General features: G+C 41.6%; 13 protein-coding genes and 18 tRNA genes. 23 read left to right on the top strand and 8 right to left on the bottom strand.

All coding sequences use genetic code 11. The features are described 5' to 3' along the window. Positions 1-95: 95 nt before the first annotated feature. A complete protein-coding gene (locus ACM0OY_RS35745) occupies positions 96-932 on the bottom strand; it encodes a carbohydrate ABC transporter permease (RefSeq protein WP_414573486.1) in 837 nt (278 codons plus the stop codon). Further along, a complete protein-coding gene (locus tag ACM0OY_RS35750) occupies positions 929-1,837 on the bottom strand; it encodes a carbohydrate ABC transporter permease (protein WP_414573487.1) in 909 nt (302 codons plus the stop codon). Before ACM0OY_RS35750 ends, ACM0OY_RS35745 begins: the two co-directional genes overlap by 4 nt. 424 nt (positions 1,838-2,261) lie before the next feature. Here ACM0OY_RS35750 and ACM0OY_RS35755 point away from each other — a divergent pair, with 424 nt between their 5' ends. The 4 genes from ACM0OY_RS35755 to ACM0OY_RS35770 all read left to right on the top strand — a co-directional run bounded on the left by ACM0OY_RS35755 (position 2,262) and on the right by ACM0OY_RS35770 (position 6,530). Beyond that, positions 2,262-4,709, top strand: a complete 2,448-nt coding sequence (locus tag ACM0OY_RS35755; RefSeq protein ID WP_414573488.1) for an AAA family ATPase — start codon at positions 2,262-2,264, stop codon at positions 4,707-4,709. 353 nt (positions 4,710-5,062) lie between these two features. Next, positions 5,063-5,428 (top strand): hypothetical protein, encoded by a 366-nt coding sequence (locus ACM0OY_RS35760; RefSeq protein WP_414573489.1) that lies wholly within the window; start codon positions 5,063-5,065, stop codon positions 5,426-5,428. Positions 5,429-5,562: 134 nt separating this feature from the next. Further along, positions 5,563-5,700, top strand: coding sequence for a hypothetical protein (locus ACM0OY_RS35765; protein WP_414573490.1), 138 nt, complete (start codon positions 5,563-5,565; stop codon positions 5,698-5,700). Between the two features lie 179 nt (positions 5,701-5,879). Next, positions 5,880-6,530: a class I SAM-dependent methyltransferase gene (locus tag ACM0OY_RS35770; protein ID WP_414573491.1), complete on the top strand. Its 651-nt coding sequence runs from the start codon at positions 5,880-5,882 to the stop codon at positions 6,528-6,530. A gap of 270 nt (positions 6,531-6,800) precedes the next feature. On the opposite strand, the gene ACM0OY_RS35775 is transcribed toward ACM0OY_RS35770, so the two are convergent. Next, positions 6,801-8,063: an ABC transporter substrate-binding protein gene (locus tag ACM0OY_RS35775; RefSeq protein ID WP_414573492.1), complete on the bottom strand. Its 1,263-nt coding sequence runs from the start codon at positions 8,061-8,063 to the stop codon at positions 6,801-6,803. Between the two features lie 413 nt (positions 8,064-8,476). Between ACM0OY_RS35775 and ACM0OY_RS35780 the strand changes: the two genes are divergently transcribed. Continuing rightward, positions 8,477-9,898, top strand: coding sequence for an MFS transporter (locus ACM0OY_RS35780; RefSeq protein WP_414573493.1), 1,422 nt, complete (start codon positions 8,477-8,479; stop codon positions 9,896-9,898). A gap of 113 nt (positions 9,899-10,011) precedes the next feature. Here ACM0OY_RS35780 and accD read toward each other — a convergent pair whose 3' ends face one another. The 5 genes from accD to ACM0OY_RS35805 all read right to left on the bottom strand — a co-directional run bounded on the left by accD (position 10,012) and on the right by ACM0OY_RS35805 (position 14,532). Next, on the bottom strand, positions 10,012-10,962 hold the full coding sequence (gene accD, locus ACM0OY_RS35785) for an acetyl-CoA carboxylase, carboxyltransferase subunit beta (protein WP_414573494.1): 951 nt from the start codon (positions 10,960-10,962) through the stop codon (positions 10,012-10,014). Positions 10,963-11,542: 580 nt separating this feature from the next. Beyond that, on the bottom strand, positions 11,543-12,364 hold the full coding sequence (locus ACM0OY_RS35790) for a prepilin peptidase (RefSeq protein WP_414573495.1): 822 nt from the start codon (positions 12,362-12,364) through the stop codon (positions 11,543-11,545). Positions 12,365-12,508: 144 nt separating this feature from the next. Further along, positions 12,509-12,769 (bottom strand): hypothetical protein, encoded by a 261-nt coding sequence (locus ACM0OY_RS35795; RefSeq protein ID WP_414573496.1) that lies wholly within the window; start codon positions 12,767-12,769, stop codon positions 12,509-12,511. A 90-nt stretch (positions 12,770-12,859) separates the two neighbouring features. Continuing rightward, a complete protein-coding gene (gene leuB, locus ACM0OY_RS35800; protein ID WP_414573497.1) occupies positions 12,860-13,948 on the bottom strand; it encodes a 3-isopropylmalate dehydrogenase in 1,089 nt (362 codons plus the stop codon). Positions 13,949-14,409: 461 nt separating this feature from the next. Continuing rightward, positions 14,410-14,532, bottom strand: a complete 123-nt coding sequence (locus tag ACM0OY_RS35805; protein WP_414573498.1) for a hypothetical protein — start codon at positions 14,530-14,532, stop codon at positions 14,410-14,412. A gap of 186 nt (positions 14,533-14,718) precedes the next feature. On the opposite strand from ACM0OY_RS35805, the gene ACM0OY_RS35810 reads away from it, so the two are divergent. The 18 genes from ACM0OY_RS35810 (at position 14,719) to ACM0OY_RS35895 (ending at position 16,512) form a co-directional block, all read left to right on the top strand. After that, a tRNA-Asp gene (locus ACM0OY_RS35810) sits at positions 14,719-14,792 on the top strand. Between the two features lie 129 nt (positions 14,793-14,921). Continuing rightward, positions 14,922-14,994: transfer RNA gene (locus ACM0OY_RS35815), tRNA-Cys, on the top strand. A gap of 7 nt (positions 14,995-15,001) precedes the next feature. Next, positions 15,002-15,074, top strand: a tRNA-Ile gene (locus tag ACM0OY_RS35820). A gap of 5 nt (positions 15,075-15,079) precedes the next feature. After that, positions 15,080-15,151 (top strand) — tRNA-Trp (locus ACM0OY_RS35825). Positions 15,152-15,160: 9 nt separating this feature from the next. Then, positions 15,161-15,232: transfer RNA gene (locus ACM0OY_RS35830), tRNA-Glu, on the top strand. Positions 15,233-15,239: 7 nt separating this feature from the next. Continuing rightward, positions 15,240-15,348 (top strand) — tRNA-Tyr (locus ACM0OY_RS35835). A 4-nt stretch (positions 15,349-15,352) separates the two neighbouring features. Beyond that, positions 15,353-15,437 (top strand) — tRNA-Ser (locus ACM0OY_RS35840). A gap of 4 nt (positions 15,438-15,441) precedes the next feature. Next, a tRNA-Arg gene (locus ACM0OY_RS35845) sits at positions 15,442-15,516 on the top strand. Between the two features lie 180 nt (positions 15,517-15,696). Further along, positions 15,697-15,771 (top strand) — tRNA-Phe (locus ACM0OY_RS35850). Between the two features lie 6 nt (positions 15,772-15,777). After that, positions 15,778-15,852 (top strand) — tRNA-Asn (locus ACM0OY_RS35855). A 5-nt stretch (positions 15,853-15,857) separates the two neighbouring features. Beyond that, positions 15,858-15,930, top strand: a tRNA-Gln gene (locus ACM0OY_RS35860). Positions 15,931-15,933: 3 nt separating this feature from the next. Then, positions 15,934-16,006, top strand: a tRNA-Gln gene (locus ACM0OY_RS35865). A gap of 8 nt (positions 16,007-16,014) precedes the next feature. Further along, positions 16,015-16,117: transfer RNA gene (locus ACM0OY_RS35870), tRNA-Leu, on the top strand. A gap of 6 nt (positions 16,118-16,123) precedes the next feature. Continuing rightward, positions 16,124-16,198, top strand: a tRNA-Leu gene (locus tag ACM0OY_RS35875). 4 nt (positions 16,199-16,202) lie between these two features. Beyond that, positions 16,203-16,276 (top strand) — tRNA-Pro (locus tag ACM0OY_RS35880). Between the two features lie 3 nt (positions 16,277-16,279). Next, a tRNA-Leu gene (locus ACM0OY_RS35885) sits at positions 16,280-16,356 on the top strand. A gap of 6 nt (positions 16,357-16,362) precedes the next feature. Further along, positions 16,363-16,435: transfer RNA gene (locus ACM0OY_RS35890), tRNA-Pro, on the top strand. A gap of 4 nt (positions 16,436-16,439) precedes the next feature. Then, a tRNA-Leu gene (locus tag ACM0OY_RS35895) sits at positions 16,440-16,512 on the top strand. Positions 16,513-16,782: the final 270 nt, after the last annotated feature.

A 16,782-nucleotide genomic window follows, 5' to 3' on the forward strand; every position in this document is an offset into this window, starting at 1 on the left:
AATATCTGAGCTTCGTCGATGAACCTCTGAGCTTCGTCGATGAACCTCTGAGCTTGAAATTTAGAGTTTGGTAAGTGACAAAGGGTAAATGAGAATTAACCTTTCCCGCCAGTAAATGTAACGCTTTGGATGAAGTAGCGGTTGAAAAAGGCATAAATACTTAAAGCTGGCAGGGTAAATACCATTGAGGCTGCCATAATGTAGTTCCAATAGCTGATATATTGACCTTTGAAGGTGTTTAGCCCCAAGGGTAGGGTAAACATTTCTGGGTCAAATAGGATAACTATAGGCAGCAAGAAATTATTCCAGCTTCCCATGAACACGAAAACTGCCTGGGCTGCTAGTGCTGGTTTTGCCAAAGGTAAAACAATATGCCGGAAAATTCCAAAGGTATTTAAGCCATCAAGTTGACCAGCTTCTTCTAATTCTTTGGGAAAATTCACAAAAAACTGTCGCATCATGAAGATGAAGGTGGCATTGACCATGCTGGGGACAATCATGCCTTGGTAGGAATTTAGCCAGCCCATCGCTTTTAAAATCAAAAATGTGGGAATTAAGGTAATTTGCGCTGGTACCGCCAGTACTGTCAAGATGAGGAAAAACCAAAAGCGTTTGCCGGCAAAGCGCAGTCTGGCTAAGGCATAACCCGCCATTGAATTTAACAACAAGTTTAAAACAGTGACGCTGACAGCGATCGCTACGCTGTTAAACAGCCAGCGCCAAAATAACGGTTCTTGCAGAAAGATTTGCCTGTAGTTGTCGAGAGTGAAATTTTTGGGGAAAAAGTTGGGTTCACCGCCGACAATTTCCGTTAGCGGCTTAAATGATGCTGAAAGTGCCCAGAGAAAGGGAATGAGGGTAATGAGGGCATAGAGTGTCAGCAAGATATATAAAAGGATTTTGGGCCAGGACAAGCCAGAAATTCTAGTCAAATCTGTTCGCCTCCAAAAAGTCCCCGTGCAATTATGGTAAGGGCAATGATGACTGCTGCTAATAAAAAGGCGATCGCAGCAGCATATCCCATCTGTAAATTCCGAAACACAGCTTGGTAAACTAGTAGCACCACAGTTAAAGTAGCGTTATTTGGCCCGCCAGTACCGCCAGAGAAAATGTAAGACTGGTCAAACAATTGAAAAGTGCCAATCACCCCCATCGCTACCACAAAGAAGGTTACAGGCTTGAGCAAAGGAATAGTAATGTAAATAAATTGCTGCCATTCATTCGCGCCATCAAGTTCTGCGGCTTGATAAACTGTTTGGGGGATATCTTGTAAAGCCGCCAGGTAAATCACCATGAAAAACGGCGCAGTTGACCAAATGTTCATGATCATAATGCCTTTCAGGGCAACCGCTGGGTCACCCAACCAGTTATAAGTAGGTAGCCCCACAAAAGCCAGAAAATCATTTAGTAGCCCATCGGTGTTATAAATCCACATGAAGATTAGCGTCAGCACTGCTGAAGAAGTGACTGTGGGCAAAAAGTAGAGAATGCGCCACCAGTTTTTACCGCGAATTCCAGAATTGAGAGTTACCGCCAAAATTAAAGCTAGGACTGTTTGAGTTGGCACAACAATGGCTACATATTCGGCGGTGTTTCTCAAAGCAATCCAAACCCGTTGGTCTTCAACTAATCGCGTGAAGTTGCGAAAACCTATGAACTCATACTGAATACCGCCTAGAAGTTGAACTTTTTGCAGAGAAAGAAAAACAGCAAAGAGAATAGGTAAGACTACAAAAGTCCCCAAAACCAGAATGGTAGGCATCATGAACATATACCCAGCCAAATCTTCTGTGATGTTCCACCTCGGATTTGACCGCCGCCTGTTGATTTGAAACACTATTGAACCTCCGTTTAATCCGGCACTAACCAGGCTGTAGCGATGAGTCGTGCATGATTATTTTTCGTACTGCTGTAAAAAATGTTTAGCCTCACTGAATAGATTTCTTGCAGAAGTGGGGAAAAGGGGAAGGGGGAAGGGCTAAAGGAATAGAATTTTCCTTTTCCCGACAAGAGTGCAAAAGGTACTTTTGCAAGAGACTCCATGAACACAGTTCACAACGAAGGAATGAAAATATTTCTTCCCCAATCCCCAGTCCCTATTTTCAAGGCAGGTCTAATGAGTTTTGATGTTTGGCAAGCCTAGACACAAGCTTACCGCCAGACATCGCTTGGGTGAGTTAGCTGGATATATGACTTAGGGAACTATATATTTGGTTTCCTTGGGGATGCTAATTAACCCTACTCAAGCAATAGGATACAAAATGACTTATACAGCCTACTTACGTTCGATTAAAAACGAACTCCAAAGAACTAGTAAAACCCAAAAAAGCCTACGAGTCAAAACTATCATAGAACAGTTTGGCTACCAGCGTAGAAGCCAATCATTTGTAAATGATTTTAATACTGCTCTTGATGAACTGGGGCTTTGTGCAAATCCTGTATTAGATTTGCATATTCCGCTAGATACAAAGATCGCTATTTCTATTAAAGGTATAGAACCAATAAACCAAGCAAATGATTCTCAAGCAATCTCAGCCAAATTAAAAAACAATATTTCAGTCCAGCATGATTTTTTTTACTACTTATTTGATTTTGGCTCTGAACAAGAATATGAACGATTCCAGGCTTGTTTAGATTCTCACCAGCCAGTAGGTATTTTTTTGATTCCACAAGTAGATGATTTCTTTTGTGATATTGTTGTCAAAATATTTAATTATGAATTAATTAGAAAGTATCAATATGGGGGCAGTAATATTATACCCAAAACTCTTCACAGGAAAATACCTACCAGTATTGCCTCAGATAATGACTGTGAAGATGAACAAGAAAATACTATCTTTGATGCTAATATTTTTCAGTTTTCTCGCTCAACTATGACCAGTATAATCTTGGGTAATACTGGTTTAGAATTACTTGATTCGGAAAAATTTGATCAGCAGTTTGAGCAGATATCATTGTATGCAAATAAATATAATTCCGAGCAATTTTTTATTGTATTTCATTGCCCATCATTATTAGAAATTCAAGCGCATCAGCAAGAAGACGCTTTGGGATACTTGGTAGATAGAGTTGCCCATAAAATTCCTTTTACTTTTACTCTCAGGTGTAAATACCCAAATGAAGCCTCTATTAAATATAAAGAAGAAGTATATGCTCATTTTCGCCTATTGTTGGAACTTCCATATTATCAAATAGAGGAAGATGATGCATCTTTAGGAGATTATTTTCTAGAATTACAAAAAGCTCAAATACAAGCTGAATCACAGTTATTGTTGAAGATGAAAGCTGAACATTTTTATATTCTCAAGTGGCAGCATGAAAGTAAAGAATATATCTATCTGAAGTATTTTGCTATTAAAACTTTAGAAAGTATAGGATATGAATTATCTCATATTGACTGTGAAGCAGAGTTAACTTCCAGAGATGAAGAAACAATAGATGAAGATACATCAGATGAGGATGAAGAATACCAAAGTGAAATCATAGAAGTTTATGTCAAAAATCAGCTAGTGGTTGAAATAGAAACTCTCAAATACCATGAATTTCAGGATAATAATCTGTTTTTAGATACAATTAAAAGAGTTTTGAGAAAATCAAAAGTGTGGCCGAATAGACTGGGAAGTGTTTGGTTAGTAATTCCGGGTTTTGAGATAGCACGCAACTATTATCAACTGAAAAAAGCGAAGGAAATATTAGAATATAAGTTTTCTGGATATTATGGCGATCGCTTCCAGGTTATAATCATGGCTCCTGACTATGAAAATCACCAATTAGTGCCAGTATCATTTGACTCTATCGACTATCCATCTTTTGAATATAGAGCTAAAAAACAGAGTTTAGTACCAGCATATCCAATTACAAATCGCATCAAAGAATTTCAGCTTGACTTTAGCCAAGTCAAAGGACTAAATGAAGAAAAAGAAAAATTAACTAAACTCTTAAAGCTGCAATCTAAAGGACACAAAGGTTCAATTGGCGGAATTCTCTTCTATGGTTTACCAGGATGCGGTAAAACTCTACTGGCAAATGCCTTTGCTAATGAATCTGAGAGATATTTCTTTAAGTTCTCTCCTGCTGATATTGTGAGTGTTTGGATTGGTCAAAGTCAAAAAAATATTCGTGATATCTTTGCTCAGGCTAAGAAAAAAGCTCCTTCAGTTTTATTTATTGATGAGTTAGACAGTATTGGATTTAACCGTCACGAAGATAACGCACATACAGACCAAAAGGCAACTATTAACCAATTACTTATACAACTAAATAATCTTCAAAATAGTGATGTAATTGTGATTGCTGCTACTAATTATTTAAGCGGTATTGATAGTGCTTTGAAGCGTTCTGGTAGATTGGATTGGAAGATTCCTATTTTCCCACCAGATCGAGTAGAAAGAATAGATTTATTTAAACACTATTTGTCAAAAATTGATATGAATCAGCTAGTGAATTTTGAAATATTATCTGAGAAAAGTGGGAAATTTACTTCATCTGATATTGAGTTGGTTTGCCGGGAAGTTAAAAATGCTATTCTCTTGGAAGAAATAAGTTCCGCTTTGACAACTTCAGATGTAATCAATTACATCAATAACTTACAAGATGGTGGCTTAAGTCTGAATGATGAACAAGTCAAAGAATTTTTGGAAGAGTGTAAGAGAATGAGTGTGAAAAATCCTAAGTTGGAAACTTTGAAATTAGAATGGGCATTGGATTAATACTAGTACTCTGTCCCATTAATTTTGAGGGATAAATACGTTTGTAGTAAGGGCTTTAGTCCTATAATGTTCAAGCACTAAAGTGCTTACTACGAACCTCTCAAAACTTTTGGGACAGACCACTGGTACTCTGTCCCATTAATTTTGCTAGGTTAATAAACGAACCGCAAAGGACGCAAATAAAGAAAAATTAACAAGAAGTTCACCCCTCAAAATTAATGAAGCAGACTACTAATTTAAATGGCGTAGGCGTAGCCCGTCGTAGACATCGCTCTTTTAGCAGTGTTAGAAAATAACTGGAAAACATACTACATTCTAATCTTCGCAAACTGCTGCTAAGAAGTATAGGATTAATGGCGATCGCCTATATTTCAATTTGTCTATTTTTGTTTTTTCGCCAGCGTCATTTCATCTTTCGCCCTACTGCACAAATCTTAACCCTACCTAGTTCATCCGACTTTCTTCTTCGTTACGAAGATGTGCGTTTACCTATTAATAACTCCAATGAATATATACATGCCTGGTGGATTCCAGCACCCTCACCAAAAGAGAAACTTTCTGTAATTCCAAATGAACCTGTCAGAATTCTCAAATCACCTAAAGTATTTTTATACTTTTGCGGTGCTGCTGGTAACAAAAGTTATTACAATCATGTAGCCAGACTCCCAGCAATGCGACAGTTGGGGTTGTTAAGTTCTCCATCGCTCTCCAGCCATTGAATAAATACTGCTCATAATTTATTTTTGTATTTTTTCAATGCCATTGGCGATCGCCATCACACCCAATGAGGTAATCTCAAATCCTATCTAAGCGTTCCACCACACCGTTGTTGAGGCTTATTGTTCAGCCCGTCATGTATGTTGTTAAGCTCGATGAACTCCCAAAACGCCAACAGATAGACAAAGCAGCCAATAATTTATACAACAATTACTTAAAAAATCCTGGTGTGGTGGGGGTTTACCCAGACAAAACCGCTAAAGCTGATAATTAACTGAGTTAACTGATCTTCGCGCCTGTTACTGACTAAGTTTGGGGAAAAACGGCTAGTAATTTTTGGCAATCAAGCCTTACAATACATTCCCTTCGCGGCAAGTCAGCTTTGTACTTGTGCAAAATCAAAAATTTTTATAGAATTATACCGTATATTAACATACAATCATTGAAACGCTAATGGTCAGTGTCCACACGAAATATTGGCTCAAGAATGACTTTTATCACATTACTACAACTGTAGTAAATCTTTTTTTAGCGAGAAATCCAAATAAGATTAAGCCTAAGGCACGATTCATCAATTTAGGATGTGGAAACAAAGGCATTCAGACAGAAGACTGGCTAAATTGTGATGGTTTTCTTCAATCTGGCGTGGATTATGTTTGCGATATAACTGGAAAGATGCCTTTCAAAGAAAATCGTTTTGAAGGAGTTTTTACAGAACATTTTTTTGAGCATTTACTCCCTGACCAAGCCAAATTATTTTTATCGGAATGCCTTAGAATACTTAAGCCGGGTGGGGTTTTGAGGGTGTCTGTTCCCGATGGAGAGCTTTACTTAGATCGATACTTTAACGATCATGAGTGGATGATGCAGCGAAGACCTAAGGTCACACCTAGAACACGCATGGCGATCCTGAATGAGGTATTTCGACAAGGTTTTGAACATCAATACTGTTACGATTTTGAAACAATCAAACTTGTGTTTGAAGAATCGGGATTTAAGGATGTACGTAGAGTTGATTATCAAACGAGTAATATTCCTGAATTATTAATAGATCAGGAGTCCCGAAGATTTGAAAGCTTGTATGTAGAAGGTATCAAACCCTAAAAAGTGAGATAGAATTTTAAAACTCATAAAGTTTCTGAAGGCTACAAAAGCAGATTAAAGCTTGATTTATTTAGCCAATTTTTAATAACTTAAGTTGCTAGTTATCTTGGCGAGTAATCGCATCAATATGATGCTTACGAAGCACCTAGAATTTGATCGGCTGCAACTTACGTTTAATATTTAAAGTGATTTAACCCCAGACTATATTGTGGGGTTATTTTTTATAGAAAAATTTGGGGCGATCGCAAAAGCGTTTATAAAATCTGCCTTTTACTGCTCAATTGCTTGAATCTGTTGATTAGCTTGATTCTGTGCCCGCACCATCGCGTGTTTTAATGATTGTTGCCCCAATAAGGCACTGATAAACTGATTTTCAAAATTATTCACAATAGCCGCTGGATATTTACCTACCTGCCAAGGTGTCGCATAATCAACACCCGCTACTAATGGCGATCGCAATGGGTCTTGGTGATAGCCCAAATTCTTTGCTACTGATTTACGTGTTGGCAAAGCAAACCCCGTTCCTGTCCACTTCTGCATTCCAACTTTACCTGTGAGATAAGAAATTAACTCCCAAGCTTCGGCTTTGTGTTGCGCTTGTTTGTTCATCACGTAGGCAACTGTAAACACCATCGTGCCCTTTTTATCATTAATCGTAGGCACTGGCGCAGTAGCAAACTCTACTTGGGGAAAGGTTTCAGTTAAATAAGGAATTGCCCAGTTACCTTCAATCACCATTGCTACTTTACTTTGACCAAACATTTCACTACCTGAGTTTGTCCCGACATCAGATTTTTGAGCAGAGGAACGGTCTTTTTGATACTGGTCTATCACCAACTGTAAACCCTGTAAACTTGCCTGACTGGCAAAAGTCGCATAGCCATTTTGGTCAACAATTTGTCCCCCAAAGGCTTTTATTTTGTAAGCCTGACGCGCCAATTCTGGGATTTCTCCAAAGCCGTATCTATTAAGTTTGCCTGTTAATTGTTTCGAGTAGCTGCGTAGTTCGTCCCAAGTTGTTGGCGGACTATTCAAACCAGCTGTAGCGAAGGCTTTTTTGTTATAAAACAGCGCTAGGGTGGAATAGTCTTTGGGAAGACCATAAATTTGGTTTTGGTATTTGAAACTCTCAAGTAAAGTATCTTCAAAATCCGCTAAGTCAAATTCGGGAGTGATGTAATTGTCTAGTGGTTCCAGAACATTTTGACTCATCAAAAAAGGAGCTTCCAAGGCATCTAAATAAAAGACATCAGGCGCGGCTTCTCCAACTAAGCGAGTTTTGATTACATCCATGTATTGGTCAGAAATCACCTCATATTTAACCTTAATAGTTGGGTGTTGTGCTTCAAAATCCTGCAATACTTGTCTCAAGAGTTTTTGCTCAACAGGGGAACCTCCCCAACCGCTGAGTTTAATGGTAATTGCAGTAGATACTGAGTGTTTGGTTGTTAATTGTAAATTGTGACAAGTAATAAAAGCGATCGCAATGGCGATCGCCACTCCGAAAAAAGTTAATAATTTGCTTTTAATCACTGACAAATAAGGGGGATTGGGGACTCGGAATTAGACACAGACATATTTGTTATTGGCTGTGCTTAATCATGTGTATGGCTTTTGCGCTTAGTAAATCATACTCAATACTCGTAAATTAGTCTTTAATACTCGTTAATCAAGTTCATCACTTACCTCATATACTTATTTAGTATTTGCCCATTTACTGCTGTAATTTATATTATAAATACCTCTTAAGAATTACGAATCTCATATCAAACTCTCTCTACTTACTTATGTAGTCTGTAGCTAAAGAGTGATATTTTTATTTTTAGAATTTTTATTGAGAGATGCAAGTTAAAATAACGAAGAATTATTAACAAGATTGATGAAAGCAGACTGAATTACTCGAAAAATGGATTGATGCCAGGATGCTTCATCCATAAACATACATTATGGATTTTGTTCCGGTTGAAATATCTACTCCTCTGAGTCTGGAAATTGCCCAGATTACTACACCGCAAACAACAGTTTCTCAAACTTATCGCATTCCCAAGGATGCTATTCGCAGAAGTTTAAAAGCCTCGACAGTAGATTCTGTCTTAGCAGCAGTTTATTCCATTGGTACTAGCGGGATTTTGATTGCCAATTTCTTGGTGGAGTTGGATGCTAGTCCAGTGATATTCGGGATGTTATCCTCTATTCCCATGTTGGTGAATCTGATTCAGCCATTGGGTGCTTACTTGTCTGAACGCAGCACCAGCCGATTTCACCACGCACTACGAACACATGGAATTGCTCGCCTATTGTGGCTGATTTTAGTAATTGCGATCGCAGCTGCAAGCTGGGGAGTGTTGAACACTAACCAGTTAGTAACATTAACACTCTTGATTCTTCTATTCAGCCATCTTTTAGCAGGACTAGGAACCGCATCGTGGCTAAGTTGGATGGCAAATATAATTCCCCGGCGATTGCGAGGCAGGTATTTTGGGATACGCAATAGCGCCGCTAGTCTCACCAATTTGATTTGCGTCCCAATAGCCGGTTTAGTATTATCCCATTGGTATGGGGGAGTTTTACAAGGCTATGGGGTGATTCTGCTGTTGAGTATGATTTTTGGAATTATAGGGTTAGGGTGTCAGTATTTTCAAGTGGATATGAATCCGCGATCGCAAAATACTTATGTTGGCAAATTAGCTCAAACAAGTGAGATTCAATCAGATGCTACAAAAAATGAATCTTCTCAAGAAACTCAATTAGTTTATACACCGCCAGAGCAGTTAAATAGTAGTATTTGGAAAAACTCTAACTTTTTGAGATTTCTGTTGTATTTCGGCTTGTGGACCTTGGCTTTTAACCTCAGCGCCCCTTTTTTTAACCTCTACATGCTAGACACTTTGGATTTGAATGTTAGCTATGTAACTATCTATACCAGCCTTCAAGCAGGGGCAAATTTCGTGATGTTGATTCTGTGGGGCAAATTAGCAGACAAAATCGGCAATCGTCTCATCCTGCTCTTTGGTGGAATTCTAGTTGCAGCCACACCACTGTTGTGGCTGGGGATTGGTGTTAATCGCCTTGATATCTGGCTATGGTTGCCACTATTACATATCTTGACTGGAGGTACAGGTGCGGCGATGGACTTATGTAATAACAATATTCAATTAGGGATTGCGCCGATTAAAAATCAGTCTATCTATTTTGCGATCGCAGCTGCCGTTGCTGGGGCGAGTGGCGCTTTGGGCACAACTATAGGCAGCTTCATCTTGCAATTTACTGAATCTGGAGGGTCATTAGCGTTATTCGCCATCTCTACTGTATTCCGACTAACAGCCCTAATTCCGCTGATTTTTACCCAAGAACCGGGAAGAGGATAAGAGAGATGCAGGGGAGCAGGGGAGGTAGGGGGAGTGTGGGGAGTGTGGGGAGAAAGGGGAAAACATTTCTTTGCATCCTCCCACACCTCCCACACTCCCTGTTTGCCCCATGTTTATTCTGCGGCAGTAGAAGTCAAAGACATCGTTTCCCATAACACCATATGAGGCGGTGTTAGCACAGGCTGGTGTAAGGCAATCAGCTGGGTAATGGTGTTCTTTAATTGGGTACGCGGTACAATATCATCGATAAAGCCGTGTAGGAGTAAATCTTCAGCGGTCTGAAAATCATCGGGTAATTTTTCCCGTAAGGTTTGCTCAATCACTCGCCGACCTGCAAAACCAATGGTTGCCTTGGGTTCTGCCAAAATAATATCGCCCAACATTGCAAAACTAGCGGTAACGCCGCCTGTTGTAGGATTTGTCAAAACAGGAATATACAATAGTCGGGCGTCTTGATGACGCTGTAAGGCTGCGGAGATTTTCGCCATCTGCATTAGGGAAAGCATTCCTTCTTGCATTCTCGCGCCACCGGAGGTGCAGACAATAACTACAGGATACCGCCGTTGAGTGGCTTGCTCAATCATGCGGGTGAGTTTTTCTCCCACAACCGAACCCATACTACCGCCCATAAAGCGGAAGTCCATAACCCCAAGGGCAATAGGCAAACTGTTGATTTGACCCAAACCAGTTTTAACTGCGTCTATTAAGCCAATTTTTTCCTGGGTTTCCCGTAGGCGATCGCTATATGGTTTGCGATCGCGAAATTGCAATGGATCGGTTGGTCGCAAATGCTCGTCTAGAGGTTTCCAAGTATTGTGGTCTATCAGTTGACGGATACGCTCATCGCTATCTACACGATTATGATGACCACATTCGACACAAACCATCTGGTTAGATCTCAGGTCTTTTGTGTATGTCAACACACCACAATTAGAACATTTATGCCATAGCCCATCAGCAATTTCACGTTCTTGGCGTTCGAGGTTAGTAGATCCTGATTTACGTCGATTTGCAAACCAATCAAATAAAGACTTTAAACCGCGTGATTCTTCGTTGTTAGCCATTTTTATCTTATTTTAAGTGGGTATGAGGTCGAAACCATCTGAAGCCCTATTGGGTTGTCCTTAGCCATTAGCCATTTGTTTTTACCAATGGGTAATGACTAGATCGTCAAATTAAGCTTTTAAGCAATTCAGACCTTAATTTTCATCTTTGGTTGCCAGCTTAACGAAAATACTTATGCCAATACAAGTCTCTTGCTCTTTTTTTAGAGGACTTTTTATATGAATGTAGTGACAAAGCCATGCAAATACTAACCTCCAAATAAGATGCTTACCCTCTCACACCCAAATTAATTATTCTTTTTGTTGGGTCATAAGCAATCAGTATCTGTTTTATTAGTTGTGCTTGCCAACAGTTAATCGTCGTTTAGAGGGTAATACTAGTCACGAGCTGAATATTATCAAAATGTAAAGGGCAGATGGCGTAATGCAAGTTACAGTCACGAATTATTATGAGGGACTGGGGATTGACGATTGGGGATTGGGTATTGGGTGTTGAGTATTAGGTATTGGATATTAACCTTTAATTCCTATTCCCCAGTCCCCAGTCCCCAGTCCCCAATCCCCAGTCCCCAGCCCCCAGTCAAGACGCTGGAAAAAATAACCGTAGGTAGCTAGACAAGATTATTTCACCAATAAATAGAGTAATTACAGACCCTAAAGCCAGAAAAGGCCCGAAAGGCATCTTTTGTCCAAATTTGTGGCGCGATCGCACAATTACACCGCTACCTACTAACGCTCCCAGCGCACAGGCAATAAAGCTAGCCAGGAGCAAATATTTCCACCCTAACCAGGCTCCCATCATCGCTGCTAACTTGGCGTCACCCGCACCCATCGCAGCTTTTCCAAAGGCAATTGAACCTAATATGGCGATCGCATCAAACAACCATAAGCCCAATACTGCACCAACTATCCCCATCATCAAATGATTCACCAATGCTACAGAACTAGCCTCAGGTGAAAAACCAAGCACCATTTGAAATAAAATCCCTACTACCAAACCCGACTTAGTAAGTGCATTGGGTAGCGTCATTGTATCCAGGTCAATCAGCGATAGCGCCAATAACCAACTGCAAAAAGCCCAATAGCCTATTGTTAAAATTGAAGCTTTAAATACTAAAAAAACTAGTAAAAAAATTATTCCCGTTACCCCTTCTACCACAGGATAACGGACAGAAATTTTGCTTTTGCAATATCGACACCGCCCTTTTAAGGCAATCCAGCCGAAGACTGGTACATTATCGTAAGCTTTTAGCTGGTTTAAGCAATGCGGACAACGAGAGGGCGGCCAAAGAATTGACAACCCAGCAGGTAGCCGATAAACAACAACATTGATAAAACTGCCAACAGATGCACCCAAAGCAAAGACAATTACACTCGCCAGGACGGCGAACAAAATGTCCATATAGTCATTTGTCCTTTGTCATTTGTCCTTTGTCATTTATCGTTTGTCCTTTGTCCTTTGTCAAAAACCAATGACTAATGACTAATGACTAATGACCAATGACCAATGACCAATGACCAATGACCAATGACCAATGCCCTATGCTTAATACATGTGCGATTCAATTTGACTCAATGGCACAAAACATTCTTGAGGTAAGAGAACTGGTTGGTTAGTAAAAATAACCTTACCTCGATGATTCACGCGATTAATTGCTACACCGGAAGGTTGCCCAGCTATTTCGGGATGTACTTCACAGTGAGTATAGTAGATCTGCCCAGCGGCTCTGATTACGGCGGTATCAATCAAAGGGGGCTGGTTCTTTGGAACTGTAAAATTTGTTTGGCCTTGTCGTAATGCGTACACTATCGACTGTTATTTGATTGCTAGATTTCTCTCTAGTCTACCCGAAACTTATGGTAAAGGTTGCCAAATTGCCCAGGTTGAACTATTAAATTATTGAGCTTCAAGAGCTAAAATCAGCGCATTGCCCATAGCACGGCAACCTAAGAGATTTTTTCCCGGTGAAATTATATCACCTGTGCGATCGCCTTGTTCTAAAACTTGTAGTACGGCTTTTTCTATATTGTCTGCGGCTTCTGCCTGATTTAAACCGTAGCGTAACATCATCGCCACACTCAAAACCTGTGCTAGAGGATTTGCCTTATCCTGTCCTGCGATATCTGGGGCGGAACCATGAACTGGTTCAAATACACCAGGTCCAGAAGCGCCCAAACTAGCGGAAGGCAACATACCAATACTACCTGTGAGCATGGCAGCAGCATCAGAGAGAATATCGCCAAACAAATTGCCTGTGACAATGGTATCGAACTGCTTGGGAGAGCGTACCAACTGCATGGCAGCATTATCTACATAAAGATGAGACAGTTCAATGTCTGGATATTCTTGGGAAAGTTGGGTGATGCGATCGCGCCACAACTGAGATACTTCTAATACGTTAGCCTTATCCACCGAACATAGTTTGCCGCTGCGTTTGCGGGCTGCTTCAAAAGCCACTCGTCCAATGCGATCGATTTCCGATTCAGTGTAAACCATCGTATTTACACCGCGTTTTTCACCAGTTTCCGTAGCAAAAATTCCCTTAGGTTTACCGAAATAAATCCCACCAGTGAGTTCGCGCACCACCATAATATCGACGCCTTCCACAACTTCTCGCTTCAAAGTCGAAGCGTCGATTAGCTGGGGCAAAATTTTTGCTGGGCGTAAATTGGCAAATAGCCCTAAACCCGCACGTAGCCCTAACAAACCCGCCTCTGGACGTAAATTTGATGGTAGAGAATCCCACTTGTAGCCACCAATGGCAGCAAGTAATACAGCATCACTATTACGGCAAGTATCTAAAGTCGCAGAAGGCAGAGGTTCCCCCGTGGCGTCAATTGCTGCACCACCGATGAGGCCTTCTTGGAATTCAAACTGAATATTAAATTTCTGGCCTACAACTTTCAGCACATCTACCGCCACTGCCATAATTTCAGGGCCAATGCCATCGCCGGGGAGTAGGGTAATGCGGTAGTTCTGGGTCATAGCTCGTTTCTATTGGGTAAATGCTTGCAGATCAAATATCATACCGAGCAAAACGTACCGATGGAGTTTTTAATTTATCAAAGCAGAATTCAGGAGTCAGAATTCAGAATGAATTGAAGCTCGACTGGGGGATAGCGGAGCGGTAGCTAGTTCGCCTCCCTTGCGCTCTCTACGAGACGCGCCTGAATAAATAGGTTTAAAACCCTTACTAAATATGCAGATTTACTGATCAATTTTCGTAGTGGTGGGTTCCAGTCCTCCACGAACAGTAATTCTGACTCCTGAATTCTTCTTGTGTAGTGTGACTTTTTAGAGTGCTTAGTCAGTTATAACCTAAGCACAGAAGCTCTTATGGGCAATTTCAAAAAATTTTGCTCAAACCCCTTGACACCTCTTGTAGTATTTTGTAGTATAAATGTAGTGAAGCAAAAGACAAGCTTCGCAAGGGTCAAAGTGATGTTCTACATACAACTCAAGGACAGGCGTTGGAATAAACCAAAGTCTCCAAATAACAAAGCTGCTGCTACTTGCAAACCATCGGAAGTAGAGGCAACAAACGAAAAAACTTCTAAATTTGCACTCATTAAAACCACGGAATACATCAGGAATATACAACAGGTTTATTACCTAGAATTTCCGTTGTTTTGCTAACAGTTTGTAACACAAAAAACTAATTTTCTGAACCTTGAAAACTGAATAAGAAATGGGCAAGTTCACCAACAAAACATGTGCCTAAAAACCTAAAATTTTAGGCACAGATTCTCAAAAATCGGGGTGTAGCTCAATTGGCTAGAGCGTTCCGTTGTCTGCGGAAATGTTGCGGGTTCAAGTCCCGTCACCCTGGTTGAAGTCCCGTAGGCGAATAGTTGAAGCCGTCAGCCCACGGCAGTCGCTACAACGGAGGGAACCTCCGCAACGCGCTGCCTCCTCAAGCTGAAGATTGCGAGTGCAAGTCTCGTCGGGACTCCCAAACGGCTGAGTAGCCAAGTGGTTGAAGGCATTGGTCTGCAAAACCGACATCGTGAGTTCAAATCTCACCTCAGCCTCTGGTATCGCAGTGTAGCTTAACCAGCAAAGCCCCTGGCTCATAACCTGGTCGATGCGGGTGCAAATCCCGCCACTGCTACTAATGCAGGGATGGTGTAACGGTAACACCTCGTGACTCCAAATCCGATGTTCTGGGTTCAAATCCTAGTCCCTGCGTCAATCATGCCCCTGTGGACGAATGGTTAAGTCGCTGTTCTTTCAAACCAGAGATTGCGGGTTCAAATCCCGTCAGGGGAATCATTATGGGTCGATGGCCGAGTCTGGTTGAAGGCGACAGTCTGTAAAACTGTTCTATTGTGCACGCAGCTACCCTTCGGGAAGCCGCTTCGCGTCTACAAATCCTGCTCGACCCACTGTGGAGAGGTGGCTGAGTGGCTCAAAGCGTCCTCCTGCTAAGGGGAAACGGGTAGTACCGTCGCAGGTTCAAATCCTGTCCTCTCCGCCTTGAGAGTGTGGTGTAACTGGATAACATCTCAGTCTACGAAACTGAAGACGTGAGGGTTCAAATCCCTCCACTCTCGTTACATGGGAGAGATGATGGAGTGGCTGATTCGAGTTGAATTAAACCAGTCCACTGGGTAAAACCCATCTCTCCTCCTCATACCAATTCTCCTCTCATCAAGCAACAGATACAAACCCTCAAACCCAGGTATTATCTGAAATTTCTTAATTTTGAATTTTGAATTTTGAATTGGTATTATCCCCCGGTAGCTCAGTTGGTAGTTAGCGCCTGTCTGAAGAACAGGAGGTCGTCGGTTCGATTCCGACCTGGGGGGCTTCGTTGCCTCATAGCTCAATGGCAGAGCAAGCGGCTGTTAACCGCGCGGCTGTAGGTTCGAGTCCTACTGAGGCAGCCATTCATTGCCGGGTGGACGAATTGGGAAGTCGCATCGCTCTGAACGATGAGGTTGCAGGTTCAAACCCTGCCCTGGCAATAAAGCCCTGTGGTGTAATTGGCAACATAGCGCCCTTTGAAGGCGATGATTCCAGGTTCGAGTCCTGGTGGGGCTGTCAAACTTGCTGTTGTAGCCCAACTGGAAGAGGCTGCCGTCTCAAAAACGGTAAGTTGTGGATACCCTTCGGGAAGCCGCTTTGCGTCTACGACTCCCACCAAGAGTACCAAAATTTGCTCCTGTAGCCCAATTGGAAGAGGTGGCAGACTTAAAATCTGTTTCGTTGTGGGTTCGACTCCCACCAGGAGTACTAACGGGGTGTAGCGCAGCTTGGTAGCGCGTCTGCTTTGGGAGCAGGATGTCGCAGGTTCAAATCCTGTCACCCCGATATGCCCTTGTGACGGAACTGGCATACGTGCTGGAATCAGAGTCCAGATTTTACAGGTTCAAATCCTGTCGAGAGTACCAAAATATCTGGGTGTGGCGTAGTTGGGAGCGCGGGAGTTTTGGGAACTCCAGGTCGTAGGTTCGATCCCTACCACTCAGACTTAGCCCTTGTAGCCCAACGGAAGAGGCGCTTCGCTTAGAACGAAGAGGTTGCTGGTTCAAATCCAGTCAGGGGTATTGACTTCTTGCAAAAATTCTTTTGCAAGAGGGGGAAAGGTAAAAGGAAAAAGGTTTCTTATTACTCCTTTCTCCTTTACCCCTTACCCTTTTCCCACTTCTGCAAGAAGTCTATTGGTGAATATGCGGGGATGGAGCAACGGTGGCTCATTGGGCTGCATAACCTGAACATCGGCAGGTTCGACTCCTGCCCCTGTCACCAAAATTAGTGCTGGTGCATCGGTGAGAGGTTAGAGTGATTGCACTTTTGTCAAGAGGGTGCAGGAAAAG

It is taken from the genome of Nostoc sp. CCY 9925 (assembly GCF_963920935.1).
Lineage (GTDB): Bacteria > Cyanobacteriota > Cyanobacteriia > Cyanobacteriales > Nostocaceae > Nostoc.